The organism is Corynebacterium sp. c3Ub_189 (assembly GCF_039907195.1).
Classification (GTDB): Bacteria; Actinomycetota; Actinomycetes; order Mycobacteriales; family Mycobacteriaceae; genus Corynebacterium.
Genome location: NZ_JASBOF010000001.1, coordinates 18,473 through 43,325, shown reverse-complemented (window position 1 = coordinate 43,325; position 24,853 = coordinate 18,473). Strand labels below are relative to the sequence as shown.

24 protein-coding genes are annotated in these 24,853 nt (G+C 58.9%); 9 read left to right on the top strand and 15 right to left on the bottom strand.

What is annotated here, in order from left to right; genetic code table 11:
* Positions 1-103: 103 nt before the first annotated feature.
* The 3 genes from QKD99_RS00220 to rimP form a co-directional block, all read right to left on the bottom strand.
* Positions 104-451 (bottom strand): YlxR family protein, encoded by a 348-nt coding sequence (locus tag QKD99_RS00220; RefSeq protein WP_239273075.1) that lies wholly within the window; start codon positions 449-451, stop codon positions 104-106.
* 84 nt (positions 452-535) lie between these two features.
* A complete protein-coding gene (gene nusA / locus QKD99_RS00215) occupies positions 536-1,552 on the bottom strand; it encodes a transcription termination factor NusA (RefSeq protein WP_347950398.1) in 1,017 nt (338 codons plus the stop codon).
* Positions 1,553-1,575: 23 nt separating this feature from the next.
* Positions 1,576-2,115, bottom strand: coding sequence for a ribosome maturation factor RimP (gene rimP / locus QKD99_RS00210; protein WP_347950397.1), 540 nt, complete (start codon positions 2,113-2,115; stop codon positions 1,576-1,578).
* A gap of 38 nt (positions 2,116-2,153) precedes the next feature.
* Here rimP and QKD99_RS00205 point away from each other — a divergent pair, with 38 nt between their 5' ends.
* Together QKD99_RS00205 and QKD99_RS00200 are read left to right on the top strand one after the other, a co-directional pair.
* Positions 2,154-3,005 (top strand): DUF4439 domain-containing protein, encoded by an 852-nt coding sequence (locus QKD99_RS00205; RefSeq protein WP_347950396.1) that lies wholly within the window; start codon positions 2,154-2,156, stop codon positions 3,003-3,005.
* A gap of 169 nt (positions 3,006-3,174) precedes the next feature.
* On the top strand, positions 3,175-3,504 hold the full coding sequence (locus tag QKD99_RS00200; RefSeq protein WP_049377454.1) for a transglycosylase family protein: 330 nt from the start codon (positions 3,175-3,177) through the stop codon (positions 3,502-3,504).
* 121 nt (positions 3,505-3,625) lie between these two features.
* Here QKD99_RS00200 and QKD99_RS00195 read toward each other — a convergent pair whose 3' ends face one another.
* Together QKD99_RS00195 and QKD99_RS00190 are read right to left on the bottom strand one after the other, a co-directional pair.
* Positions 3,626-3,988, bottom strand: coding sequence for a hypothetical protein (locus tag QKD99_RS00195; protein WP_347950395.1), 363 nt, complete (start codon positions 3,986-3,988; stop codon positions 3,626-3,628).
* A 39-nt stretch (positions 3,989-4,027) separates the two neighbouring features.
* Positions 4,028-5,797 (bottom strand): proline--tRNA ligase, encoded by a 1,770-nt coding sequence (locus QKD99_RS00190; protein WP_239273081.1) that lies wholly within the window; start codon positions 5,795-5,797, stop codon positions 4,028-4,030.
* A gap of 31 nt (positions 5,798-5,828) precedes the next feature.
* Here QKD99_RS00190 and yaaA point away from each other — a divergent pair, with 31 nt between their 5' ends.
* Positions 5,829-6,551, top strand: a complete 723-nt coding sequence (gene yaaA / locus QKD99_RS00185; RefSeq protein WP_239273082.1) for a peroxide stress protein YaaA — start codon at positions 5,829-5,831, stop codon at positions 6,549-6,551.
* 30 nt (positions 6,552-6,581) lie between these two features.
* On the opposite strand, the gene QKD99_RS00180 is transcribed toward yaaA, so the two are convergent.
* The 5 genes from QKD99_RS00180 to QKD99_RS00160 form a co-directional block, all read right to left on the bottom strand.
* A complete protein-coding gene (locus tag QKD99_RS00180) occupies positions 6,582-7,895 on the bottom strand; it encodes a DUF4921 family protein (RefSeq protein WP_269953077.1) in 1,314 nt (437 codons plus the stop codon).
* A gap of 27 nt (positions 7,896-7,922) precedes the next feature.
* A complete protein-coding gene (locus tag QKD99_RS00175) occupies positions 7,923-8,675 on the bottom strand; it encodes an ABC transporter permease (protein WP_239273084.1) in 753 nt (250 codons plus the stop codon).
* Positions 8,676-8,706: 31 nt separating this feature from the next.
* On the bottom strand, positions 8,707-9,606 hold the full coding sequence (locus QKD99_RS00170) for an ABC transporter ATP-binding protein (protein WP_239273085.1): 900 nt from the start codon (positions 9,604-9,606) through the stop codon (positions 8,707-8,709).
* Positions 9,607-9,672: 66 nt separating this feature from the next.
* Positions 9,673-10,416, bottom strand: coding sequence for a response regulator transcription factor (locus QKD99_RS00165; RefSeq protein ID WP_239273086.1), 744 nt, complete (start codon positions 10,414-10,416; stop codon positions 9,673-9,675).
* The gene (locus QKD99_RS00160; protein WP_347950394.1) at positions 10,409-11,593 is read right to left on the bottom strand and encodes a histidine kinase; all 1,185 of its coding nucleotides are present in this window, start codon (positions 11,591-11,593) and stop codon (positions 10,409-10,411) included. Before QKD99_RS00160 ends, QKD99_RS00165 begins: the two co-directional genes overlap by 8 nt.
* A gap of 67 nt (positions 11,594-11,660) precedes the next feature.
* Between QKD99_RS00160 and QKD99_RS00155 the strand changes: the two genes are divergently transcribed.
* A complete protein-coding gene (locus tag QKD99_RS00155) occupies positions 11,661-12,482 on the top strand; it encodes a PhzF family phenazine biosynthesis protein (RefSeq protein WP_005325193.1) in 822 nt (273 codons plus the stop codon).
* Positions 12,483-13,838 carry a protein adenylyltransferase SelO family protein gene (locus tag QKD99_RS00150; protein WP_347950393.1) on the top strand — a complete coding sequence of 452 codons (1,356 nt, stop codon included), beginning with the start codon at positions 12,483-12,485 and terminating at the stop codon, positions 13,836-13,838. It begins immediately after the preceding gene.
* Between the two features lie 85 nt (positions 13,839-13,923).
* Here the strand turns inward: QKD99_RS00150 and mqo are convergent, their stop codons facing one another.
* On the bottom strand, positions 13,924-15,420 hold the full coding sequence (gene mqo, locus QKD99_RS00145) for a malate dehydrogenase (quinone) (RefSeq protein WP_005325195.1): 1,497 nt from the start codon (positions 15,418-15,420) through the stop codon (positions 13,924-13,926).
* Positions 15,421-15,684: 264 nt separating this feature from the next.
* Between mqo and QKD99_RS00140 the strand changes: the two genes are divergently transcribed.
* From QKD99_RS00140 to QKD99_RS00125, 4 genes are all read left to right on the top strand, one after another.
* Positions 15,685-16,713, top strand: coding sequence for an alpha/beta hydrolase (locus QKD99_RS00140; RefSeq protein WP_347950392.1), 1,029 nt, complete (start codon positions 15,685-15,687; stop codon positions 16,711-16,713).
* A 27-nt stretch (positions 16,714-16,740) separates the two neighbouring features.
* Positions 16,741-18,144 carry a mycothione reductase gene (gene mtr / locus QKD99_RS00135; protein WP_347950391.1) on the top strand — a complete coding sequence of 468 codons (1,404 nt, stop codon included), beginning with the start codon at positions 16,741-16,743 and terminating at the stop codon, positions 18,142-18,144.
* A 316-nt stretch (positions 18,145-18,460) separates the two neighbouring features.
* Positions 18,461-18,853 carry a hypothetical protein gene (locus tag QKD99_RS00130; protein WP_005328705.1) on the top strand — a complete coding sequence of 131 codons (393 nt, stop codon included), beginning with the start codon at positions 18,461-18,463 and terminating at the stop codon, positions 18,851-18,853.
* Between the two features lie 48 nt (positions 18,854-18,901).
* A complete protein-coding gene (locus QKD99_RS00125) occupies positions 18,902-19,300 on the top strand; it encodes a hypothetical protein (RefSeq protein ID WP_005328707.1) in 399 nt (132 codons plus the stop codon).
* A gap of 194 nt (positions 19,301-19,494) precedes the next feature.
* On the opposite strand, the gene map is transcribed toward QKD99_RS00125, so the two are convergent.
* The 4 genes from map to QKD99_RS00105 form a co-directional block, all read right to left on the bottom strand.
* A complete protein-coding gene (gene map / locus QKD99_RS00120; protein WP_269953084.1) occupies positions 19,495-20,364 on the bottom strand; it encodes a type I methionyl aminopeptidase in 870 nt (289 codons plus the stop codon).
* A 66-nt stretch (positions 20,365-20,430) separates the two neighbouring features.
* On the bottom strand, positions 20,431-22,284 hold the full coding sequence (locus QKD99_RS00115) for a penicillin-binding transpeptidase domain-containing protein (RefSeq protein WP_269953085.1): 1,854 nt from the start codon (positions 22,282-22,284) through the stop codon (positions 20,431-20,433).
* 81 nt (positions 22,285-22,365) lie between these two features.
* Complete coding sequence (gene ispG, locus QKD99_RS00110; protein WP_269953086.1) at positions 22,366-23,529, bottom strand: flavodoxin-dependent (E)-4-hydroxy-3-methylbut-2-enyl-diphosphate synthase; 1,164 nt, start codon at positions 23,527-23,529, stop codon at positions 22,366-22,368.
* 108 nt (positions 23,530-23,637) lie between these two features.
* Positions 23,638-24,846, bottom strand: a complete 1,209-nt coding sequence (locus QKD99_RS00105; RefSeq protein ID WP_347950390.1) for a M50 family metallopeptidase — start codon at positions 24,844-24,846, stop codon at positions 23,638-23,640.
* Between the last annotated feature and the right edge of the window lie 7 nt (positions 24,847-24,853).

Genomic DNA, 24,853 nt, shown 5'->3' with positions numbered 1-24,853 from the left:
TCTCCTCTTGGTATCGACTAGGAGTCAAGGCCGCGGAAACTGGCCTGACCCCTAGTTAGGTGTGTAGGACTGTCATCGCTGATGCTTCATCGTTGTGCGCTCATCAGTGTTCGGTCTTCCTTTGTAACTCTGGTTCGTACGAATCCAACGCGGCGTTTTCCGCGCTAGGTACCTGTCCGCTATGCGCTTCCAAGTACTGCCGTACCTGACCTGTGTCCACGGGTGCGGACGTGCGAAGCGCGCGCTTGAAAGCGCGTTTGCGCTCCGCTAGCTCGAGTGCAGAAAGAGTCGGGCTAATCCACGCCCCGCGGCCGGGAAGCCGGCGGTGTGGATCTGCTACCAGACGGCGGCCGTGCGGATCATCGTGGTCAATGACCACCCGTAGCAAGTCCGTATCTGGCAGGCGGCGGCGAGTAGCGATGCAGGTCCGGAGTCTTAGTCTCTCAGACATTCAACTCCTTACTTTTCGCGTCGCCAATATGCCCCAATCTGCAACTGGGCCGTTTACTAGCCTACGCTACAAAAGCGCAGATCCTTAATTAGCGTCAGCGTCCGAGTGAATATCGATCTTCCAACCGGTCAAACGGGCAGCTAGACGGGCATTCTGCCCCTCTTTACCAATAGCCAGGGACAGCTGATAATCCGGCACCACCACGCGCGCGATTTGCGCCTCGTTGTCTACAACGGTGACCTTGACCACCTTCGAGGGAGCCAATGCGTTGCCTACGTAGACCGTTGGATCCTCGCTGAAGTCGATAATGTCAATCTTCTCACCGCCGAGCTGGCGCATGATGTTGTTGACGCGCTGACCGCGCGGGCCGATGCAGGCTCCCTTAGCGTTCAGGCCCTTGGCATGGCCCACAACGGCCACCTTGGAGCGGTGTCCCGCCTCGCGGGCGATGGCAATTATTTCTACGGTGCCATCAGCAACTTCTGGAACTTCGAGCTCGAAAAGGCCACGCACCAGCTCCGGGTGGGTGCGGGAGAGATTGATCTGTACTTGGGCGCCGTTGCGGTTCACGCCTACGACATAGGCCTTAATGCGATCACCATGCTCGAGCTTTTCTCCCGGAATCTGCTCGGCCGGCAGCAAGATGCCATCTTGGGACTCCAGCTCAGAGCCCAGCTGGACCACGACGATGCCGCGGGCATTAGCGCGTGCATCGCGCTGGACGATGCCGCTGACAACGCGGCCGGTAAGCTCCGAGTAGGAATCGTAGGTGCGCTCTGCCTCGGCCTCGCGCAGCTTGCGCAGGATGGCCTCGCGCACGGCCTGCGCGCCCACACGTCCAAAGTTTTCCGGGGTGTCATCATATTCGGTAGTTACTTCCCCAGTTTCTGGGTCGCGCTCCGAGACAATGACGCTGACCGCACCGGTGGTGGCGTCGATATCGACGCGGGACTTGGCGCCTTCTACCTTGCCGCCAGCATTAGACTCGCGGTAATCCAGGTAGGAATACAACAAGGCACCCGCAATCGCTTCCAGCAAGTCCTTTACGGGGACGTTGCGCTCGGACTCGATGGTACGAAGTGCCTGTAGATCAATATTCACTTGTCATTCCTCTCGGTTGCCGGTTAATTCTCGGCTTCTTCAAACGTCTTGCGCACTGCCTCTAACTCTTGTTCGGACGGCTGTGCAAACTCAATTTCTACCACTGCCCGGGCAATGTTTTCCAATCGTTCGGCGCGCACCTGCACGTCCTTTTTGCTTGCCGTGATGAGAATTACGGCATCGGCGGCGTCGTTAAGCGCGCCAATGCGCGCCGAGTGAGTCTTGCCATCGCCAAGGTCAAAGGAGACCTTGCGCCCCCGATTGCGGCGCCAGTGGCGCGGGGCGGTTAGCGGCAAGTCCACGCCGGGGGTGGAGACCTCCAAGGTATAGCCCGCACCGAAGTTCAGCTCTCCTTGCGCTTCCTTGTCATCAAAGAAGGCAGAAATCTCGTTGGATACTTCCTCCAACACATCGGAGCTAGGACGCTTATCACCGTCAATACGGATAATGACCTGGGATTTCTTTCCCGCCTTGGTGGTTTTAATGTCTTCTACGTCCAATCCCCGCTCAGCCAGTTTGGGTTGTAGGAGATCGGTCAATTGTTGTGCATCTGGGAAAGCCATGTGCACTAGCCTACGTGCTACGGGGTACAGTCTTTTGCGTGAACCGCCGACGTATAGCTTTAACCCTCGTAGCCACAACCGCCACCCTGCCCGCCTTGGCTGGGTGCCAAGCGGTTGATTCCGTCGTCGACTATTTTGGCCCGCGGCCAGAGAACAGGCTGCTGGCGCTTGCCGACGCCGCCGCCACCGACGCCTTGTCCCTCAGCGGCGTCGATGACCATGCCGCAGGGCTGCGCAGCTCCCAGGCGGATGCCCTTTATGCCGAAATTACGCGGCTATGCGGCACGGATGATGCTGGCAATCCCCCACGCTCCTGCGAGGTAGAGCGCCCTACCGAGGCCAATCACGCCGCAGACTCTGGCGAAATTATGGAAAATGCCGCTTCCGCTACCACCGAGGCCACCGATGAGGTCACCGTTGAATCGCGCACCCTAGTTACCGAGCAGGCCATCGCGCTCAATGCTTGGTTGCCTGGCGATGCCCCCGATATTCCCGAGCTTTCCCAACCAGAGCAAAAAAGCGCTGCTGATCTCCTGAGCTGGGAGTATGAGCAGGTATACGGTCTAGATTTCGCCCGCGCCTACGTTGGCCCCGAGCACGAGGACAAGGTGGATCATCGCCTCGCTGTTCATCATCGCCGCATCGACGCCCTCCAGGGCGCACTTGCCCGCTACGGCAACACTCCGCAGCCGGAGCCGGCTTATACCTCCGGAGAGCAAGAACTGCCCCACGATTCTGATTCCGCCCTGGCCTTTATCGATGGCCTTGCCGCACACGACGGCCGCAAGTGGTCCGCTGCCGCCACGGGTGCAGCGCAAGAAGAATCCCCGGATCAGGAATGGGTTACTTGGCTCATTGGCATCGCGGCGGAGTCCCACGGAATGCGATAAGACAGGCTGACCGCCTGTAAATCCCCTGAACACCAGTCAGCGAAATTGCAGCGACCTTTACGGCATAATGCATTGCTTTCGCTCCGCAAGCGTGCGTAGGTTGGGTCACCATGAGCTTGCAGGAGATTCCGCAAGCTAAACAGACACAAAGAGAAGGAGTTTCCTCTCAATGCGTTCTAAGAAGACCATGTTGACCGTTTCCGCCGCAGCTCTCGGCCTTGCTGGCTTGGCCGCGCCTGCTGCTACCGCCGCACCGGCTAGCGCCTGGGACCAGGTAGCCGCCTGCGAGTCCGGCGGCGATTGGCACATCAATACCGGAAATGGTTACCAGGGCGGCCTGCAGTTCAACCCGCAGACCTGGGCCGCCAATGGCGGTACCCAGTACGCCCCGACCGCTGACCAGGCAACCCGCGAGCAGCAGATTGCCGTGGCCGAAAGCGTCCTAGCCACCCAGGGTGCTGGCGCCTGGCCCAACTGCGGCGGCCCCGTCGCCGGCTAGTTCCTAGCCCCGGCATTTAACACGAAGCCGGCCTCCTCCCTTACTCCGCGGGGTTTCGCGGGATGGGGAGGAGGCCGGTTTTGTGCTTCCTATAAATGGCTAGCATGCAGCCATGGTGAATTTAGGCCTCGTGCTTGGCGATGTTCCAGGCATACACCATCAACAGCACTTGTAGCGGCTGGCGGATGATGTGGTAGAGCTTCTTTGGCCACCCTGCCTTACGCTCAATCCAAGCGTGGTACATATTAGCCGGCCACACCGTAGCAAAGAGTGCGAGTGCGGAAGCACCGCCGAAGCCGCGGGTGGCGCGGCGGCGAAGCAAAGCACCGGTGGCAATCTCCCACAGGCCCGAAGCAAAGTTATAGAAGCGCGCAGGGCCTGGCAGTTGCGGCGGAACAATGGATTCGAAAGTCTTCGCCTTCACAAAGTGCAGTACGCCCATTGCTGAAAGCACGGTGGAAAGCCCATTCTTTTGAAAGTTCATGCCTTCCACGGTACCCCGCCGCGCAGAGGTTGGTCTTATTTAACCACGCACGAGCTCGAGGATCTTGTCCACGATGTCCTCGGCTGGAACCTCGAGGGTCTCACCACCGCGGATGCGCAACTCGATTTTCCCTTCCTTGAAGGCACGGCCCAAGATGGCCACGAAGGGCATGCCAAGGAGCTCTGCATCCTTGAACTTCACACCTGGGGAGACCTTTGGACGGTCATCGAAAAGCACCTCGAGCCCCTTGGCAGAGAGCTCCTCTACCAGCTTGTCGCCGGCCTCCATGGCGGCGGCGTCTTTGTTAGCCACGGCCACGTGCACTTGGTAAGGCGCGATGGCAACCGGCCAATTGAGGCCCTTGTCATCATGGCGCTGCTCGGCCAGGACGGCCAGCATGCGGGTAATACCAATGCCATAGGACCCCATGGTAGGAACGGCACGCTTGCCGTTCTCATCCAAGATTTGCACGTCAAAGGCCTCGGTGTATTTGCGGCCCAGCTGGAAGATATGGCCGAGCTCAATGCCGCGCTCCAAGGTCAAGGTGCCTTGGTTATCAGGAGCCAGGTCGCCTTCTTTAACCTCTGCGGCCTCAATGAACTCATCCACGGTGAAATCGCGGCCGGCCACGCAGTCAACCACGTGGCGCTCGCTCGCATCGGCGCCGGTAATCCACGCCGTACCCTTGACCACGCGCGGATCGGCCAAGACCTTGATGCCATTGGCGTTCAAGGCGCGCGGGCCAACATACCCCTTGACCAAGAAGGCATTGTCAGCAAAGTCCTTGTCCCCGGCCAACTCAAACTCCACCGGCTCGAGTGCGGCCTCAAGGCGCTTTTCATCCAGCTCGCGATCGCCAGGGATGAGAACGGCCGCCAACTCCGACTCGCGCTCTTCGCTCTCCGCGGCCGGGTGGAAGAGCTTGACCATCATGCACTTGAGGGTATCTGCAGCGGTGGCCTCGCGGCCGTCGACAGTAAGGCCTGCGCCCTGGGCCCATTCGACCAGCTTCTCAATGGTCTCTGCTCCCGGGGTGTCATACTCCTGTGCCTCTGGCTGGCCCTCAATATCCTTCTCCGCCGGTGCTGGGGTCACCACGGCCTCGACGTTGGCTGCGTAGTCACCCTCGGTGGAACGCACAAAAGTATCCTCGCCCACCTCAGAGACGGCGAGGAATTCCTCGGAGGCGGAGCCTCCCATGGCACCAGAGGTGGCCTTACAGATGGCGTAGTCAATCTCTAGACGGTTGAAGATATTCTGATACGCCTTGCGGTGGCGGCCGTAGGACTCGTCCAAGCCCTCGTCGGTCATGTCGAAGGAGTAGGAATCCTTCATCGTGAATTCGCGGCCACGCAGCACACCAGCGCGAGGGCGCTCCTCATCGCGGTACTTGGTCTGAATCTGGTACAGCGTGACCGGAAAATCCTTATAGGAGGAATACATATCCTTGACCGCGCTGGCAAACATTTCCTCGTGGGTAGGGCCAAGCAGCATATCTGCGTTCTTGCGGTCCTTCAGGCGGAAGAGGTTATCGCCGTATTCCACCCAGCGGTTGGTCTTTTCATAAGGCTCGCGCGGCAGCAGGGCAGGAAATAGCATTTCCTGGCCGCCAATGGCGTCCATTTCCTGACGGACTACATCTTCAATCTTGCGCAGGGTGCGCAGCCCTAACGGCAGCCAGGTATATACGCCCGGTGCGACGCGGCGTACATAACCGGCGCGTACGAGCAGCTTGTGGCTAGGAACCTCGGCATCGGCGGGGTCCTCACGAAGGGTACGGAGAAATAGTTCAGAAAGGCGGGTAATCATGCACCAAAATATACCCCGCTACCCTGTATATATGCTCATTATCCTCCCTCCTTCAGAAACTAAAGCTCATGGCGGTACGGGACAGCCCCTTGACTTCAGCCAGCTGTCCTTTCCGCAATTGCATGCCACCCGGCAAGAAATTGCTGCTGAACTGCAGTCTCTTCCGGTAGACGAGGCCATGGAGGTACTCAAGCTTTCGGAAAAGCTGCGCGGTGAGGCCGAATCCAACCAGGGGCTTTTCACCACCCCCACCATGCCAGCCGTGTTGCGCTATACCGGCGTGCTTTTTGATGCCTTGGATGCCCCTTCCCTGCCCACGTGGGATCGCCTTGCTATTGGCGACGCCCTCTTTGGCGTCCTCCGCGCCGGCGACCCCATTCCGCATTACCGACTTTCGGGAGGCTCGAAGCTAGGCGGCCGCACCATGAAGTCACGCTGGGGCACACAGATCACGCAGGCGCTCGAGGGGGTAGACGAGCTTCTTGTGGATCTGCGCTCGGGCACCTACCAGCAGCTCGGCCGCGTAAAGGATGCGGTAACGGTACGGGTGGAAAGCGTGCAGGACGATGGATCGCGCAAGGTGGTCAGCCACTTCAATAAGCACTACAAGGGCCTTTTAGCCCGCGAGTTAGCGCTCTCGCCTGCTGACGCCTATTGCGCCGCCGACGTTGCCGCCATTGCGCGCGCCGCGGGTATGACAGTTGAGGAGCCGGGGCCTGGGTCGAGTGAGCTCACGCTCGTCGTCAAGCGCTAAGCCCACCGCAAACTACTCAGCACAGCTTGTCTAGCGCAGCTGTGGGTTATACAGCAGGCTGTTGCGCTGTACCGAACATTCGGTAGCCACGCGGACCGAGCGGGCAACATGCCCGGACTCGCGCAGGGGATAAAGCTGGCTTACTACCCTATCGCGCAGATCCCAGGGCGAGATGGTGTTGAGATAAATTTTGGTGCCGCCTTCGAATCCGGCAAGGGTGGAAATGCGGAGCTTGATGAGGATGCGCCATGGCTGAGCGACGTCGACGTCGGCAGGCTTGTGGTGCCACTCCTCATTGCAGGGCACCTCGCGGCCTACTGCGGCGTGGGCGGCGTGAACAAGGTCGCTCATGGCGCGGATTTCCTCTTCTGACTGCCGCCACGGCTCACAGGTCGCGGACTTGGAGTAGACCTCCAAGGTGGGATAGCGGTGCCCAAAGCCGGCGAAGAGAACGGCATGGTCATTTTCCGCGACGATGAGGTTGCGGCTAGCGGCATAGTCCACCGCCCACTCGTTGTACATGTTCATATTGCTGCGCAGCATCTGTACCTCCCGGTGGGAAGCCATGCCGCGGTCATCGATGGCAACGAGTTGCTTGTGCAAGTGCTCAAAGGAGGCGCCGGCTGGCTGCAGCCAGTTTTGGAAGGCCACCACATAGGGTGCGTAGCGGTTGCGCTCGTAGAGGTCCCGCATGGCATCGATAGTCAGCTGCATAAAAAGCAGGTGCTCTTCGGCGCTTAGGGTGCCGGAAGATACCACGTGCGAATCATCCTGTGCACCGCGCTCAAAATGGCGGCCGGCCACGATGACGTCGTGGCCTCCTGCGAAGAAGCCCGCCGCCTGTTCTATAAGTTCTTCTTCGCTTGCCTCAGGCAGGTGCGCTGCCTTTCGCTTCGTGCGCACGATATTGAGCACATGTTCCCGGCCGGCAGGATCGGCAAGGTAGTTGTCCATGCGCTGTCGGGTCTCAGCATCCATGTCGAAGCCGTAGTTAGCGTGCCAGTAGTCATAAGAGACGATTTCAAACAGATTGGGGATGCGGCGAAAGGCCGGCACGGTGTGGCTGTATTCGCTCAAAGGCAAGCCACGCACAATCCCGCCGGAAGGCAGGATGCGGGCCTTTTCCGGCGGGGTATCAGTCATGCGACCTGAGCAAAAGGCGCAGCGGTGGGTGAAGTCTTCTTCGTGCAACGGCTGCGGGTTAGCCACCGGTGTGGACAAGGGGCGGTTGCCCCGGCCCGGCACGGTCCACACCTCGGTCCCGGAGAACGGGTTGACCTGCTTGACCGTGCCATCCCGCATGGTCTGGATGGGTTCTATGCGGGCAAAAAGTGCATCACTCATGCCCACCAGCGTAGCTAGTTCTGGGTGCTATTTGGCGACGGACCGGCGGCGGGATACTACGCACGCACCGCCGACGCAGACTGCCAGCGTGATGCCCAGAATCAAAGCCGATACGCCACGGGAATGGTCCAAGGGGCCCGAATCGCTACCCAGGACCAAGGTCTGCATATTGGCGAAGGGCAGGCAGCCCAATATCGCTTCTGCCCAAGAGGTATCAAATGCCATAAGCGCAGTTTCTACGACAAAGAATTCCACCACGAGGATCATTGCGGCAAATGTGCCGCTACGCAAGAGAAAAGCCAGCCCCATAGCCAGCAGGCTAAATCCGGTCCATTCCAGGTAAGCAAACACCACTCGGTTGCAGTCCGGCCACTCATAAAAGCTTGTGAAGTCAATATCGCCGCCGAATGCCGCAATCAGCAAAGTTCCCACAGCTATACCCAGTGTGGCTGCAAGCAAGAGTGATACCAGGATGACTAAGAATTGGCTGAGCACTATGCCAACGCGGCGGTTAGATGAAAGATAAGACCAAGCAACAGTTCCCTTTCCCAGGTCACCTCCGACCATCATCGCAGAGGCAAAGATCATCACCACCATGGCGAGGTCACTAGCTGCTAAGACATCACTAGATTGAAATTTGCCATCCACGCTGCCGTTAAAGTCATAGCCCCAAGCCATGAGCACGCCGCCGGCGGCCATACCGAGTGCCACGATGGCGAGGTAGACCCAGGTAGAGCGCAGGGAAAAGAGTTTGCGGGATTCTGAAACCACAGTATTCATAGAAATCTGTCCTTAAGGTGGGGTTGTGTGTTTAGGCGGAGCGGTAGGCCACGTGGTCGGCGGTCGCGCCAAGGTAGGCCTCTTCCAGGGAGGGCTGCTTGCGTTCCAAGCTGGAGATGAGAATGCGGTTATCCAGGCAGATTCGGCCAATGTCAGAGCCTTCTAGGCCGCGCACGCGCAGGATCTCACCGTCAAAGGAGGTCTCCGCATCGGTGCCGTGCAACAGGCGCAGGAGCTCATCGGGCTGGTCAACGATGACTTCAAGGCTTGCGCCTCCAGTTCCGTTAACGAATTCATCCATGGTGCCCTCACCCAGCAGCTTGCCCTTGCCGATGACCACGAGGCGGTCTGCGGTGAGCTGCATTTCCGAAAGCAGGTGGGAGGAAACCAGCACGGAGCAACCAGCCTCAGCAAATTCGCGGATACGGGCACGCATCCAGTGCACACCTTCGGGGTCGAGGCCGTTGACGGGTTCGTCAAGAAGCAAGTGCTTCGGCTCGCCGATGAGCGCACAAGCAAGGCCCAGGCGCTGCTTCATGCCTAGCGAATAGCCGCCCACTCGCTTGGTGGCTACCTGGGTAAGGCCGACGCGGTCCAGGGTGTCATCCACATGGTTCATGGATACGCCCTGCAACGCGGCCATGTAGCCCAAGTGAGCACGGGCGCTGCGGCCCGGATGAAACCAGTTGGCGTCCAACAAGGTGCCTACCGTGGTAGCGGGATTGGACAGCCCGCGGAAGGACGTGCCATCGAAAGTCGCGGTGCCGGAAGTCGGATTCTCCAACCCCACGCACATGCGCATGGTGGTGGATTTGCCAGAACCATTCGGTCCGAGGAAGCCGGTGACTTGACCGTCTGGGACCTCAAAGGAGAGGTCATCTACTGCTTTAAAGGAACGGAATTTCTTGGAAAGGTGTGAAACTTTGAGCATGGTTTCTATCGTGACGCCTCACCAGCACGAAGTAACCATCCTTGGGAGTGATTTAGCAGGTCATACCTAGGGATGAGACAGCAGCTCCTCCACCGAAACCACGCCATGAGTAAGGGCGTAGAGCACGGCATGCACGCGATCGCGCGAGCTGGTCTTAGTAAGAATATGGCGCACGTGTGTCTTGACCGTGGCCATGGACACGAACTCGCACTCCGCGATTTCGGTATTCGAATACCCCAGTGCCATCAGCTTGAGGACGTCCAGCTCGCGTGGCGTGAGATCTTCGGCTGGAGGGGCGGTAGCTGCTGCCGCAACGGGGGTGGCATGTGAATCGGGCTGTGCTGCAGACTGCTCGCTGCGCAGTCGCTGCAGCACCTGGGCGGTAATGCGCGGCGAAAGCACCGCCTCGCCGGAATGTACGGTACGAATAGCGGCGAGGAGTTCCTCCGGTTCGACGTCTTTGAGCAGGAATCCGGAGGCCCCAGCGGAAATTGCTCCGTGGACAAAATTCTGGTCATCGAAAGTGGTTAACATAATGACCTGGGTGTCCGGGAATTCCGGCAGCAGCCTTTCTGTGGCGGCGATGCCATTAACGCGGGCCATCTGGACATCCATGAGCACAATATCGGCAGGTTGCGCGCGGGCGAGGTCGAGGACTTCATCGCCATCGGATGCCTGCCAGGCAACGTCCAAATCCTCTTGGGAGCCAAGGAGCATGGCGAACCCGGCGCGCACGAGGGGCTGATCATCGACTAGGCCGATACGGATGGGGCCAGCGGGCGCACCTGTTGGCTGCTCAGGGTTAGTCATTGGGTACCTCCACGGTAATAAAGAAGTGTCCATCCTCGGTGCGGGTAACAACGCTGCCGCCATAGGCCTTGACACGCTCGCTCATTCCAATAAGTCCGTAGCCGGGCTTGTGAGTATCCGGCATGCGTGCGGCCGGGTTATTGGCGCTCAATACTAGGCCGCTTCCAGTGGAGCGAAAGCGCAGTACTCCCCTTTTATCACGCGAATGCTTGATCATATTGGTCAAAAGTTCTTGCACCACGCGGTAGATGGTGAACTGGTAGAGTTCGTCGCTTTCGGTCGGCAGGTCCTCCAGCCCGTGCACGATGATATCGAAACCGCTGCGGCGGGCTTCCGAGATAAGGCCGGCAATATCGCTCGCTCCAGGCGCCTTGGTATCGGCGCGGGAATCTCCATCTCGCAGCACGGAGAGCAATCCGCGCATCTGCTTGAGGGAATCGCGGGAGGTAGAGGCGATGGTTTCCAAGGCTTCTGTGGCAGCTGCGGGATTTTTGGCGGCGGCGAACCGGGCGCCGTCGGCAAGAGCGATAACGCCCGCCAAGTTATGCGCCACGATGTCATGCATCTCGCGGGCGATGCGGTTGCGCTCTACCGCGCCGGCCATCTCCGCACGTTCAATCAGAAGCTGCTGGTCCTCGCGCTTTTTGCGGTCATTGGTGCCAAGCAGGAAGAAAAAGCCCATGACCGGCCACGCGATGATGACGACGGAGGCGAAGGCAGGAAGCGGGCCAACAGTGGTGTCTTCGAGGCCAAAATCGATGCCGCTGATAATCCTCCGCCCGTATAGGTCCGCTGCGGTGGCCGCCAAGGAGCCAAAGGCAATCCACCCTATCCAGATTCGCTGTAGTCGTTTGGGTGAATGTGCTCCTATCAGAAACACGCAGTAAGCCAAAGGGAAAAAGTGAGCGTTGCCCATTGCAGCAAGCGGGGTAAAGATGCACACCGTTAGCGTGATAGCAGTGACCCCGATGGCATATTCCCTGAGCTTGGGGTGTAGCCAGAGTGCTAGTGGAATAACGACTGTATAAAGTACGAGAACCAGCTCCTGGAAAAGCGAAGTTCTATCAATAACACCTTCTGCCGCCGGCACCGAAGCCCCCCAGAAAAACAGCGGAATGATAATTCTCCACGGTGGGCCTACCCACGCGCGAAGTGCATCGGGCCATAGCTTCTTCATGGCTTTCTAGGCTAGCGCAGGCGCTAAGCTTTAGTCCTCATCCCTGGGGCTGACTAGACTGGCGGGCATGCACCACGAGTTCTTTGAGGTTGATGTTTTTGCCACGGGTGCCTTTAACGGCAATGCCTTGGCGGTGATCGCGGGCGCCGACGGCCTAAGTACCGAGCAAATGCAGGCAATCGCGAACTGGACCAACTTTTCTGAGACCACCTTCTTGCTCGAGCCTCACGACGCCCGCGCGGACTACCGCGTGCGCATTTTCACCCCGTACGAGGAGTTTGATTTTGCCGGCCACCCCACCTTGGGCAGCGCTGCCGCGTGGCGGGCGCTAGGCAATAACCCGCAGACAGAGGGAACTATCGTCCAAGAATGCGGCGTGGGCTTGGTAACCGTCCGCGAAGAGGGCGAAGTCTTGTCCTTTGCTACCCCGCCGCTGCGCCGCGATGAACCGCTAAGCCCGGCGGATCTGAAGGAGGCCTGCGGTGGGCTGGGGCTAGATAGCGCGGATATTGTTGACCATGGCTGGGTGGACAATGGCCCGGGCTGGCGCCTGCTGCAATTACGCGATGCCGCGGCGGTGCGCGCGGTTGAGCCTCGATCCGAGCGCCCCAAGGTCGGCGTAGTGGGCCTTAATCCCAACGCCGCAGAGGGTGAGTCGGCCTATGAGGTTCGGGCCTTTACCACGCAATTCGAAGACCCAGTCACCGGTTCTTTCAATGGCGGCGCCGCGCAGTTTATGCGCTCGCGTAACTTGGTGCCGGCGCGTTATACCGCAACACAAGGCAGCCAGATAGGCCGAGCGGGCGAAGTATTTATCAACGATGACGGCACGGATATTTGGGTAGGCGGTCGCGCCCAGATTCGCGTGCGCGGAACACTGGAGGTTTAGATGCAGCTACACCACGATTTTGCCCAGAAGCTCCCCCACTTGGTTCGCCCCACCGAGGGTGAGGAGCAGCCGAACCCAGAGATGGTCATTTTGAACGAGGAACTGGCTAGTCAGTTGGGCTTTGACCCGGACTGGCTGCGCTCCTCCGAGGGCATAGATTTCCTTACCGGCCGAGCAGGCGGCCACGCTATGGCCTATTCCGGCTTCCAATTCGGTGCGTTTAACCCGCAGATGGGAGACGGCCGGGCCATGCTCTTAGGCGAGGTAGAAAAGGACGGCCGTTTGTGGGATCTCCATGCCAAAGGGACTGGGCTTACTCCCTTTTCCCGCCTCGGGTCCGATGGCCGCGGAACGCTATCTTCCATGCTGCGCGAGTACCTAATCTCTGAGGCTATGCATGCCTTGGGTGTTCCCACCACCCGGGCGCTGGCGGTTATCTCCACCGGCCGGCCCATTCAGCGCGGGCACGTGCAACCGGCCGGCATTGTGGTACGGGTAGCGGCCAGCCATATCCGCGTCGGTACCTTTCACCTAGCCGCGCAGACGGATTACACCCGCCAGTTGGCCGACTATGCCATTGCGCGCCACTACCCTGGCGCGGACTACCAGGAGTTTTTCACCCAGGTGATGGATGCGCAGATCCGCACCGTGTCCCACTGGATGCGCTTGGGCTTTATTCATGGCGTGATGAATACGGATAACACCACCATCTCTGGCGAGACCATTGACTATGGCCCCTGTGCCTTTATGGAGGCCTATTCGCCCGCGACGGTCTTTTCCAGCATCGATAGGCAGGGCCGTTATGCCTTTGGCAATCAGCCCTCCATCCTGGGATGGAACCTGGCCCGCTTGGCGGAATCCCTGCTGCCGCTCTTTGATATGGACATGAATAAGGCCATGAGCTTTGCCCAGGAATCCATCAACGGCTTTAGCGACCGCTTTGAGGACCAGCGCAGGGCAGATTTAACACAGGCTTTGGACACCTCCCTGGAGGTCGCTTCTTCTTATGCGGCTGCCATGCAGCTCAACGGCCCAGATATCACGCTGGCTCACCGCGCTCTTGCCGACGCCGCCGCGGGCCACCCCACCCACGCCCGCGAGCTCTTTGCCGAGGGAGACTTCTTGGATGACTACCTTGCCTCCTCGCCCGATCCTTCCCGCGTCGATAGCGCCATGCCGCGGATTATCCCGCGCAACCTCGCCGTAGAATCCGCTCTGGATGCTGCCGAACGCGGGGAGTTGGGCCCGTATCAGGAGCTTCTCCACGCGGTCACCCACCCGTGGGAGCCCAACCCCACGTTCGAGTCGCCGGATCCTAATGGTCTCGAGGGCTACCTCACCTACTGCGGCACCTAGGGCTGCCATTACCTACTTAGAAGACACGGAACCCCCGCACCGCAATCGTGGCGGTGCAGGGGTCTGTGAGGCCGAAAGCTAGCTCTTAGCGGTCCAGCTTCAGGGTCTTCTGAGTGTACTCCCACATCTCGTCATACAGCTTCTCATCGTTGCGCAGCTTGATGCCATAAGACGGAACCATCTCGCGGATCTTGTCTGCCCAATCAATCATGTGCTCGCCGAAGCAACGCTCCAGCAGCTCCAGCATGACGGCCGGGGCAATGGATGCACCCGGGGAAGCGCCGAGCAGGCCGGCGATATTGCCCTCCTGGTTGTTCACCAAGGTGGTGCCAAACTCGAGAGAGCCGAACTGCGGAGCACCAGCAGGCTTAATCACCTGGACGCGCTGGCCAGCGATAACGGTCTCCCAGTCGCTTTCCTTTGCTTCCGGTACGTACTCGCGCAGGGCTTCCACGCGGTCCGAGAAGCTCTTGCGCACCTCATCCACCAGGTACTTGGTCAGACCGAACTCCTGCACGGCAACGCCGAGGTAAGAAGTGATGTTGTCTGGGCGGATGGACTTGAACAAGTCCAGGTAGGTGCCCTTCTTCAGGAACTTCGGGCTCCAACCACCGTAAGGTCCGAAGAGCAGGCCCTTCTCACCGTCGATAACGCGGGTATCCAGGTGCGGCACGGACATTGGCGGGGCGCCCACGGCAGCCTTGCCGTAGACCTTTGCCTGGTGCTGCTCGATAAGCTCTGGGTTCTTGGAGCGCAGCCACAGGCCGGATACCGGGAAGCCTGCGTAACCGGCAACTTCCTTCACCTTTGCCTTGCGCAGCAGGTCCAGGGCGTAACCGCCGGCACCGACGAAGACGAACTTTGCCTTGACTACGGTGATGTCACCGGTGTGCTTGTTCTTGGAGTACACCTTCCACGCGGAGCCATCGCGCTTGATGTCGATGACCTCGTGGCCGTAGCGGATCTCGGTGCCGGAAGCCTTAGCTGCGGTCAGGAACTGCTTGGTCAGCGCGCCAAAGTTGACGTCGGTACCAGCGTCGGTCCAAGAAATGGCCACCTTATTGGAGAAGTCACGGCCCTTCGCCATCAGCGGCAGCTTCTCAGCAAAGTCGGAATCGTCTGCGGAGAACTGCATGCCCGGGAACATGTGCTTCTCGCTCAGCACATCATAGCGGCGTTTGAGGTAATCCACCTGGATTTCGCCCTGTGCGAAGGACACATGCGGAACCGGATTAATGAATTCGCTCGGGTCGGTGAGAATACCGTTGTTGAGCTGGTGGGACCAGAACTGGCGAGACTTTTGGAACTTCTCGTTGATGCCCAGAGCCTTGGAGATATCAATGCGGCCATTCTTCTCCGGGGTGTAGTTCAGCTCGCACAGCGCGGAGTGGCCGGTACCGGCGTTATTCCATGGGGAGGAGGACTCCAATGCAGGGCCATCGAGGCGCTCAAAGACCATTTGGGTCCAGCTGGGCTCCAACTCGCGGAGCATTGCACCCAAGGTGGCGCTCATGATGCCGGCACCAATAAGTGCTACGTCGACCTCGTCTACAACCTGTGCTGTCTTCTTAGCGGAGGACACTCTGTTATTACCTCTTCAAATTGAAAATAGATATCCATCGGCGCGGTCTACGCCTTGATTTTTAGCGCTTAGCGCCCCGCGCCACCATCGCTGCACTATGACAACCTGGCGGTGCGTCACGCATTAAGGCCTTACTCTACGCTTTTCTCATCCAATTTGGGATTTCTCCCCCAGACCAGTGGCGAAAATGTGGGAATTTCCGCCCCCAGTATTTACACCCCACCGGCAGCCCCATAAATTCTTCGTTACACCTAGAATCGAGGCATGGTTACACACTCCCCAGTATGGGGTCCGGACAAACTTGGCCCCGACTATGAAGCTGCCACCATTGACTTGGGCGCAGACCCCGATGGCGAGGGCGACGTGGTCACCACGCTGGTGCACTACGCGCCGGAGCATGCGGGCGATACTGCACGTGAGTCAGCCGCCCCGTCTCGCCCGGCACTGGTGTGGCTACACGGCATGACCGATTATTTCTTCCACACCCACGTAGCCGAGCACTTTGCGGCCGAAGGTTATGACTTTTATGCCATCGATCTGCGCAAGTGCGGCCGCTCGCGCCGCTCGGGCCAGTCGTGGCACTATGCTTCGGACTTGGCGCTGTACTTTACAGACCTCACCGCCGCACTTGATGCGATCCCCAATGAGGAGGTCATCTTCATCGCCCACTCCACCGGTGGCTTGATCGCTCCGCTGTGGATGGATCATCTGCGCCGAACTGACCAAGAACGCCACCAACGCTTGGCGGGCCTCATCCTTAATAGTCCATGGCTGGACATGATGGGCGTGCCCGGCCAGGTCCTCACTCCCCTCAAGCCGCTGCTCTACACATTGGGCCGCATCGCCCCCATGACTCCCCTGCCTGGTGGCAACCTCACTGCTTACGGCGAGTCCGTGCATAAGGATTTCTACGGCGAATGGAATTTTGACCTCCGCTTTAAGCCACTGGCGGGCCATAAGAAATATGTCGGTTGGATAGCCGCGGTATTCCACGGCTTTGATGCTATTCACAGCGGCCGCGTTGATGCCGGTGTCCCCATCTTGACGCTGCAGTCCACCCGAACCCTATTGGGTCAGCCGTACTCCGACAGCGTGAACCACGCAGATGTCATCATCGACGTTGCGCAAACGCGGCGCTGGGCAAAGGAACTTAGTGCCCACTACACCTTGCATCCCATCAAGGGGGCTAGGCACGATGTGTTCCTATCGCTTCCGGACCCGCTCCAAGAAGCTTTTGACGCCTGTGACAAGTGGCTGCCCACCGTCCTCGATACCCCACAATCTACTCAGTAATTAAGCCCCTATATATAAGGAATAAACGTGACTACTTCACACCAGTCCCACACACCCGTTGCCGAGGAACATTTCGATCTCATCATCATCGGCACTGGCTCCGGAAACTCCATCCCTAGCCCGGATTTTGATGACCGGAAAATCGCCATCATTGAAAAGGGCACCTTTGGCGGGACCTGCCTCAACGTAGGCTGCATTCCCACCAAGATGTATGTCTACGCCGCCGATATTGCCCTAGCGGCGCGCGAGGCCGGCCGGCTCGGCCTTGATGCTCAGGTCACTAGCGTGGATTGGGATTCCATCGTGGACCGGGTCTTTACCAACCGCATCGACCAGATTGCCCAGGGCGGCGAACAGTACCGTCGCGGCGAAGAAACCCCGAACATTACCGTGTTTGATGAGCACGCCCGTTTCGTCGGCCCGAAGACCATTCAGACCGGCGAGCATGTCATCAGCGGCGACCAGATCGTCATTGCCGCCGGCTCCCGTCCGGTCATTCCGGAGGTCTATGCCAACTCGGGCGTGAAGTACTACACCAATGAAGACATCATGCGCATGGATCACCAGCCAGAAAGCCTCATTGTGGTAGGCGGTGGCTATATCGCCATGGAGTTTGCCCATGTCTTTGACGGCCTCGGCACCAAGGTGACCGTGGTCAATCGCTCCGAGACCTTGCTGCGTCACTTGGATGATGACCTATCCAGCCGCTTCAACCAGATTGCGCGCGATCGCTTCGACGTGCGCATAGCCAATGGCACCAAGCTCGAGGAGACTGACACGGGCGTGCGGTTGGAGCTCGACAATGGTGAACCCGTGGAAGCAGAAGCGATTCTAGTTGCTACTGGGCGCACCCCCAATGGCGACCAGATGGATGTGGACAAGGCTGGCATTGAGCTACTTGCCGACGGCCGAATTGCCACCAATGAATTTGGCCGCACCGCCGCCGAGGGTGTTTGGGCGCTTGGCGATGTCTCTTCGTCATACATGCTCAAGCACGTAGCCAATGCGGAGACCCGCGCAGTGCAGCATAACCTGCTCCACCCAGAAGATCTCCGCCCACTGCCCCACGACAATGTCCCCGCCGCCATCTTTACCCACCCACAAATCGCCACAGTGGGCCTAACTGAGAAGCAGGCGCAACAGAAGGGCTTCGACGTCACCGTCAAGGTACAGAACTTTGGCGACGTTGCCTACGGCTGGGCTATGGAAGATCACACCGGAATCTGCAAGCTGGTAGCAGACCGCTCCACTGGGCAGCTTCTCGGCGCGCACCTGATGGGCCCGCAGGCCTCAACCTTGATCCAGCAATTGATTACCGCGATGGCCTACAAGTTGGACATGCGGGAATTCACTCGCAACCAATATTGGATCCACCCTGCGCTGCCAGAAGTAGTGGAAAATACCCTTTTGGGACTGGAGTGGAATAAGTGAACTGTTACGTGATCCTTCTCACACTCCTCCAGTTTCTTCCCAGGGTTTAGGACGTTTTCCCACTTCACGCCAAGGAAGTCCCATTCACAATTTCAGGAAATTCACCACCATAAAGGGGCCCAAATTAATTTAATCGCTGAAATTCCGGTCTTTGACGTGCAAAAGGACGGGAGTTTTACTAAATTCACTTGGGACACCGGCTCGAGCCGATACGAACACGGCTACCGCGTGTTTATGAATACCGCCTGTGTATTCAATAACACTTTGGTTTCCCAGTGCGGAAGCCTTGCAAGTACGACTTTTAAGGAATTTTGATATGCGTATCCGCAATGCAGCAATCGCTGGCGCAACCGCTCTCGCCGTTGCCTTCGGCGGCACCACCGTCGCTTCCGCTGCCGACACCGTCAACCAGAACGGCAACAACGTCACCGTAGAGCAGGCTAACCCTTCCAAGACTGGTAAAGGCCAGGCCGAGGACCAGACTCCAGAGGACTACACCCCTTCCCTGTCCTCCAAGCTTGGCCACAAGCTCGAGGGCGACAAGGCAGCTAACGGCGTTGCCATCTTTGGTTCTTCCAAGGACTTCTCCGGCCAGCCAGCATGGGCAAAGGTCTTCTACGGTGCAACCGTTGTAGCAGGCGTTGGTGCCCTGCTCGGCGGCATCATCGGCCCTGTTTACAACTTCTTCGTACACGGCCCGTCCTTCTAAGCAACAGCCACACGGCTCAATCAAAACTTCCGAAAGGTAATTTTCACAATGCGTAACTTCCGCACCGCAGCCGTTGCTGCTGCTACCGCTGTCACCGTAGCTTTCGGCGGCGTTGCCGTCGCTTCTGCAGAGTCCTCCACCGCCAACGAGAGCACCGGTTCCTCCCTGTCCTCCAGCTCCTTCACCCAGAAGGGCAAGGAGTGGGGCGCATGGACTCCGGGCGAGGACGGCAAGCCGGTAGTAACTGCAGACAACCAGGTCACCGGCGAGGACATGTTCGGCAAGGAAACCTCCGAAACCATCCCGGAGTGGGCTTCCAACTGGAAGAAGGGTGCTACCGCACTGGGCATCACCTCCGTTATCGGCGCAATCATCGGCGCTTACAACTACGCTGTTTACAACGGCATCATCCCGCAGCACATCCTGGACCCAATCTTCCGCCGCTAATTGTTAGCCGCAGATTGGCTCTAGATAGCTAGGGCTTGCACGGGCCTCGTTCTTGTAACGAGGCCCTTTTTGCTATATATAGTCGCTCCGATACGGCCGACTGCTCCGTGGGAAGTCGGCAAGAATACAAAGGCCGCCTCCACTCCCCTTCTCTGGAAATGGAGGCGGCCTTCAGTTTGTTCTGAGACTAAGTACTAGTCCTCATCTGGAATGGTAAGGATTTCATTGCCGTCTTCGGTGATGACGAGGGTGTGCTCAAACTGGGCAGTGAACTTGCCGTCGGTGTTTTGGACGGTCCAGTCATCATCCCAGATCTCGTAATCCAAGGAGCCGAGGTTAATCATCGGCTCAACAGTGAGCGTCATGCCAGGCTCAAGGATGTCGCGGTACACGGTCGAGTCATGGTGTAGGACCACAAGACCGTTGTGGAAGGTTGGTCCGACGCCGTGGCCGGTGAAATCGCGCACGACGTTGTAGCCGAAGCGCTTGGCATAAGACTCAATAACGCGGCCAATGACGTTAATCTCACGGCCGGGCTTTGCGGCCTTGATGCCGCGCATGGTGGCCTCCTTGGTGCGCTCTACCAGCAGGCGGTGTTCCTCGGAGACGTCGCCGGCGAGGAAGGTGGCGTTATTGTCGCCGTGGACGCCGTTCTTATAAGCGGTGATATCGATATTGACGATGTCGCCATCCTCAATCACCGTGGTATCCGGGATGCCGTGGCAGACAATCTCATTGAGGGATACGCAGCTGGACTTGGGGAAGCCGCGGTAGCCTAGCGTAGACGGGTAAGCGCCGTGGTCGCACATGTACTCGTGCGCGACGCGGTCTACATAATCGGTAGTTACGCCCGGCTGCACAGCCTTGCCAGCCTCCTTGAGGGCGTTGGCCGCAATCTTGCAGGCCTCACGCATCTTCTCAATGACCTCTGGGGACTGGACGTAGGGCTCGCCTACGGCCTCCTGCACCTCGTCTTTCCACACGTACTCTGGGCGCTCGATGCTCTCCGGCACGGTAAGGATCGGAGTGGGCTTGCCTGGCTTTAGCTTTCCTCGATTACTCATGGTTTCCCATGGTAGTCCTCCACGCCCATAATGCAGCAGCCGGGGTCACGAGGGCAGGCGGGGTTTCTACCCTTCGGCCGGCGGAGCCGCACCCTCGTGCGGTCCGGAGCGGTAGTCATCGACCTTCTGCAAGAAGTTGCTAGTGATATTGACCGAGACATCGGAGCCGCCGCCCAAAACCACGAGGGTGGCAAAGGCGATATCGTCTTCTTCCCGGTAACCGGTAAACCAGGCGTGCGAGCCCTCGTTAATCTCGGCCTCACCGGTCTTGCCGTAAATCGTGCCGCCCGCCGCCATGCTGCGGGCAGTACCGTTGGTGACTACTTGGCGCATCATGCCGCGGACGTTATCTAGCACGGGCTTCGAAATCTGCTGCGGCTTATCGGAGGCTTTGGTTTCGTGGCCCTCGATAAGCGTGGGCGTAGGTGTCTTGCCATTAGCAACCGTTGCGGAGACAAGCGCCATGCCGAAAGGGCTAGCCAAGTCGTAGCCCTGTCCATAACCGGATTCGGTTCGCTCCAGTGGTTCTTTGCCCTCCGGAATGGAACCGGTAATGGTAGTAAGGCCTGGGATATCGTATTCCACGCCGAAACCAAACTTTTTGCCCACATCCTTCAACTCACCAGGCTTAAGCTTGGTGGAGATATCCGCGAAGGTAGTGTTGCACGATTGTGCAAAGGCTTGGCTGAGCGGAACGCTGCCTAGGGCGAAGGCGTTGTAGTTGGTCACCACGCGGCCAAGGATGTCCATGGTGCCAGGGCACGGAACGATGGAGTCGGTATTAAGGCCCTGCTTTTCTACACCAGCCGCGGCAGTGAGAATTTTAAATACAGAACCGGGCGGGTACTGACCTTGGAGGGCTACGTCGCCGTCTTCATCGGCTTTCTCGGTTTGGGCGACGGCCAAGATATCGCCATTGGAGGGCCGAATGGCTACGAGCATGGCCTGGGAATCGGCACGCTCATTGACCGCCTCCTGCGCGGCACGCTGCACATCGTAGTCCAGACCTACCTTAATCGACGGCGCCGCATTAGGGTCGTGCTTTTCCACATCAGAAAGCGCCGCACCATTTTCATTGACCACAGAAATGGACCAGCCGGTTTGGCCATCGACCTCATCCTGGACCGCGGAGCGCACACGCGACATCAGATCGGGTGCCAGGCCACGGTCGCGGGTGACCAGAGCCGGTTCTTCATTGAGGCGCACGCCGTCCATGCCCTCCACCTTCGGGCGCACCGCCTTGGCTTGGTCCTCCGTGAACATAGTTACGGAGTAAGAACCGTCTGCATCCTCCAATTTCTTGGCCAAATCCTTGGCATCAATCTCTGCAATTGAATCATCCTGGCGATGGGCGGCTGCCAACGCGCCGCTGATCTTTGAGGCGATGGGCCGCACATCATCGAGCGAGCTGGTATCTACCACCAGCCGGTAGTTCAGCCCCGGGCTCATCAATTCCACCCCATTGGAAGAGACCACGCTGGCACGCTTTGCTTCCAACGCGCGCAGCTCCAAGTGCTGGTTTGCTCCCAGGTCGGGGTGGATAAGGCTTGGCTTCCACCGCACCGTCCACTCATCCTCAGTCTTGGTCAGCGTCATCTGCGTGTCATAGCTCAAGGTACGATCCTTGGGCAGATCCCAGGTGACCTTGTAGTTCGCCGTGGCGAGGTTCTCATCTTGGTCCACGCCTTCAAGCTCAATGTCGAGCCCCTCGGCCTGCAGGCCGGAGTAGGTGGCGTCGAGGGCGGAGGTGGCGTCGGAGGGGGCGTCGGTAAGCGCGGCTAAGCCGTCATTATTACGAGATTCCATCCCCTGGAGGAATTCTTCCGCGATCGGTTCCGCAGAAACCGGCTTCGGTGTACAGGCAACCACGCTGGTGGAGGCGAGCGTGATAGTTGCAACCAGCGCGACCAACTTCTTCATGTCTTGGCACTCTAGCAGCGCAAGCGCCAAAAAAGACTGCCCCACACCGAAGTGCGGGGCAGTCTGCTCAAAGTGGGTAAATTACTGGGTTACGCGAACCTCAGCCTTGGCGCCTTCCACGGCTTCCATACCCTGCTCATCGGCAATGCGCATGGCCTCTTCAATGAGGGTTTCCACAATCTTGTCCTCCGGCACGGTGCGAACGACCTCGCCCTTAACAAAGATCTGACCCTTGCCATTGCCGGAGGCAACGCCGAGGTCGGCATCGCGGGCCTCACCCGGACCGTTAACAACACAACCCATCACGGCAACGCGCAGCGGGAACTCCATGCCCTCCAAGCCGGCGGTAACTTCCTCCGCCAGCTTGTAAACGTCCACCTGGGCGCGGCCGCAGGACGGGCAGGAAACGATTTCCAGTTTGCGCGGGCGCAGGTTGAGCGACTGCAGAATCTGGTCGCCCACCTTGATTTCCTCTACCGGCGGAGCGGACAGGGACACGCGAATGGTATCGCCAATGCCTTCTGCCAACAGTGCACCAAAGGCAACCGAAGACTTGATGGTGCCCATGAACTTCGGACCGGCCTCGGTCACGCCGAGGTGCAGCGGGTAATCAGTCTTTTCCGCCAGCTGGCGGTAGGCCTCCACCATCAGAACCGGATCGGAGTGCTTAACGGAAATAGCGATATCGCCATAACCGTGCTCCTCAAACAGGCCAGCCTCCCAAATAGCGGACTCGACGAGTGCCTCCGGGGTGGCCTTGCCATACTTTTCCAGCAAGCGCTTATCCAAGGAGCCACCATTCACGCCGATGCGAATTGGAATGCCGGCATCGCCGGCTGCCTTAGCAACTTCCTTCACGCGGCCATCAAACTCGCGGATATTGCCCGGGTTCACGCGGATGGCGGCGCAACCAGCATCGATGGCCTGGAAGATGTACTTAGGCTGGAAGTGGATATCCGCAATCACCGGGATGGGAGATTTCTTGGCAATGGCCGGAAGCGCTTCCGCATCGACAGGCTTAGGGCAAGCCACGCGCACGATATCGCAGCCGGAAGCGGTTAGCTGCGCGATCTGCTGCAGTGTGCCATTGATGTCGTGCGTCTTCGTATTGGTCATCGACTGCACCGAAATTGGTGAGTCAGAGCCGACACCGACCGGGCCCACCTGCAGCTGACGAGTCTTGCGGCGTGGGTGCAGGACTGGTGGTGGGCCGTCTGGGATTCCTAGACCGATGGGGGTCGACATGAATTCTCCTTGTTGAAGCACAGTAAGTACATACGGTGGGTGATTAACGCCCCCACTCTAGCACTGCTTGCTTTATGCCTGAAGTGCGTGCAGCGGGGGCTACGGCGGCTAGCCAAATAGCTGTATGGGGTTGACCACATCGGCGACGATGACGATGACACCAACGCCCATCAGCAGGTCGGCCATTACATAGGTCACCGGCATCAGCTTGGTGTAATCGGCTGGGCCCAGAGCGGGCTTACCTGCCAGCTTGCGGATGCCATCGCGCAGCTTTTCATAGATGATGACTGCGATATGTCCGCCGTCGAAAGGCGGCAGCGGAATCAGGTTAAAGAGCGCGAGGAAGAAGTTCAGCGTGGCCAGCATCATAAAGAACATCGACCACAGGGAGCGCTCCGCCAATTCGCCGCCCACGCGGGATGCGCCGACGACGGACATCGGGCCATCGGCCTCGCGTTCGTGGCCGAAGATGGAGGCCACCACACCCGGAATTTTGCCGGGGAATTGCTTGAGACCATCGACCGTTGCGCCCAGCGAATAGGTGCTAAAGCGCCAGGTTGCCGGTAGAGCGTTGACGGCATCATGCTTTTCGACGACATCGATAAGCTGATTGCTCAGCCCGATTGAGCCAGCATCCACTAGCTCGCCGTCTTGGTTCAACCGTTTGACCGTATCGAGGTGGACTGTGAAGTCCCTGTCTTCCCCACCGCGCTCGACCGTCAGCGTGATGGTCTCACCGGGGCGGTGCATTACCTCATCGCGCAGCTGGGTAAAAGAATCCAGCTTCTGACCATCGAGGGCCACAATAATATCGCCCTCCTGCACGCCGGCTCTTCCAGCAGGGCCTATACCCGTGCACGTTTCTAGCTCTTGGTTCGGCTTCTGATTGGCCGAGCAAGTCACCTCCCCCACACGCGGGCGCACATCAGCATCCGGGTTGGGCAGGCCAGCCGTCATCGCCACAAAATAGAGGATGACAAAGCCCAAAATCAGGTTGACAGCGATGCCGCCGGCCATCACGATTATGCGCTGCCACCACGGCTTTTTATACATCGCATGGGGCTCTTCTTCCTCGGTGAGGAATTCATCCTGCGCGGTCATGCCAGCGATATCGCAAAACCCGCCTACTGGGAAGGCCGCAAGTCCATATTCGGTGTGGCCCTTCCGGAAGGAAAAAAGGCGCGGCCCAAAGCCAATAAAATAGCGGCGCACGCGCATGCCAAAGGCACGCGCGGTGAGCATATGGCCTGCTTCGTGCAGCGCTACGGTAAGCCCGATGCCGAGGGCGAAAAACACAATGCCCAGCAAGTTTGCCATGGTGTGA

Bases quoted from the DNA above. Each gene is read 5' to 3' on its own strand.
- QKD99_RS00220 (WP_239273075.1), bottom strand. From the start codon at position 451: ATGTCTGAGAGACTAAGACTCCGGACCTGCATCGCTACTCGCCGCCGC.
- yaaA (WP_239273082.1), top strand. From the start codon at position 5,829: ATGCTCATTATCCTCCCTCCTTCAGAAACTAAAGCTCATGGCGGTACG.
- QKD99_RS00175 (WP_239273084.1), bottom strand. From the start codon at position 8,675: ATGAATACTGTGGTTTCAGAATCCCGCAAACTCTTTTCCCTGCGCTCT.
- QKD99_RS00165 (WP_239273086.1), bottom strand. From the start codon at position 10,416: ATGACTAACCCTGAGCAGCCAACAGGTGCGCCCGCTGGCCCCATCCGT.
- QKD99_RS00160 (WP_347950394.1), bottom strand. From the start codon at position 11,593: ATGAAGAAGCTATGGCCCGATGCACTTCGCGCGTGGGTAGGCCCACCG.
- ispG (WP_269953086.1), bottom strand. From the start codon at position 23,529: ATGTCGACCCCCATCGGTCTAGGAATCCCAGACGGCCCACCACCAGTC.
- QKD99_RS00140 (WP_347950392.1), top strand. From the start codon at position 15,685: ATGGTTACACACTCCCCAGTATGGGGTCCGGACAAACTTGGCCCCGAC.
- QKD99_RS00200 (WP_049377454.1), top strand. From the start codon at position 3,175: ATGCGTTCTAAGAAGACCATGTTGACCGTTTCCGCCGCAGCTCTCGGC.
- QKD99_RS00155 (WP_005325193.1), top strand. From the start codon at position 11,661: ATGCACCACGAGTTCTTTGAGGTTGATGTTTTTGCCACGGGTGCCTTT.
- QKD99_RS00115 (WP_269953085.1), bottom strand. From the start codon at position 22,284: ATGAAGAAGTTGGTCGCGCTGGTTGCAACTATCACGCTCGCCTCCACC.
- QKD99_RS00195 (WP_347950395.1), bottom strand. From the start codon at position 3,988: ATGAACTTTCAAAAGAATGGGCTTTCCACCGTGCTTTCAGCAATGGGC.
- QKD99_RS00105 (WP_347950390.1), bottom strand. From the start codon at position 24,846: ATGGCAAACTTGCTGGGCATTGTGTTTTTCGCCCTCGGCATCGGGCTT.
- QKD99_RS00150 (WP_347950393.1), top strand. From the start codon at position 12,483: ATGCAGCTACACCACGATTTTGCCCAGAAGCTCCCCCACTTGGTTCGC.
- QKD99_RS00180 (WP_269953077.1), bottom strand. From the start codon at position 7,895: ATGAGTGATGCACTTTTTGCCCGCATAGAACCCATCCAGACCATGCGG.
- rimP (WP_347950397.1), bottom strand. From the start codon at position 2,115: ATGGCTTTCCCAGATGCACAACAATTGACCGATCTCCTACAACCCAAA.
- QKD99_RS00190 (WP_239273081.1), bottom strand. From the start codon at position 5,797: ATGATTACCCGCCTTTCTGAACTATTTCTCCGTACCCTTCGTGAGGAC.
- QKD99_RS00130 (WP_005328705.1), top strand. From the start codon at position 18,461: ATGCGTATCCGCAATGCAGCAATCGCTGGCGCAACCGCTCTCGCCGTT.
- QKD99_RS00170 (WP_239273085.1), bottom strand. From the start codon at position 9,606: ATGCTCAAAGTTTCACACCTTTCCAAGAAATTCCGTTCCTTTAAAGCA.
- map (WP_269953084.1), bottom strand. From the start codon at position 20,364: ATGAGTAATCGAGGAAAGCTAAAGCCAGGCAAGCCCACTCCGATCCTT.
- QKD99_RS00125 (WP_005328707.1), top strand. From the start codon at position 18,902: ATGCGTAACTTCCGCACCGCAGCCGTTGCTGCTGCTACCGCTGTCACC.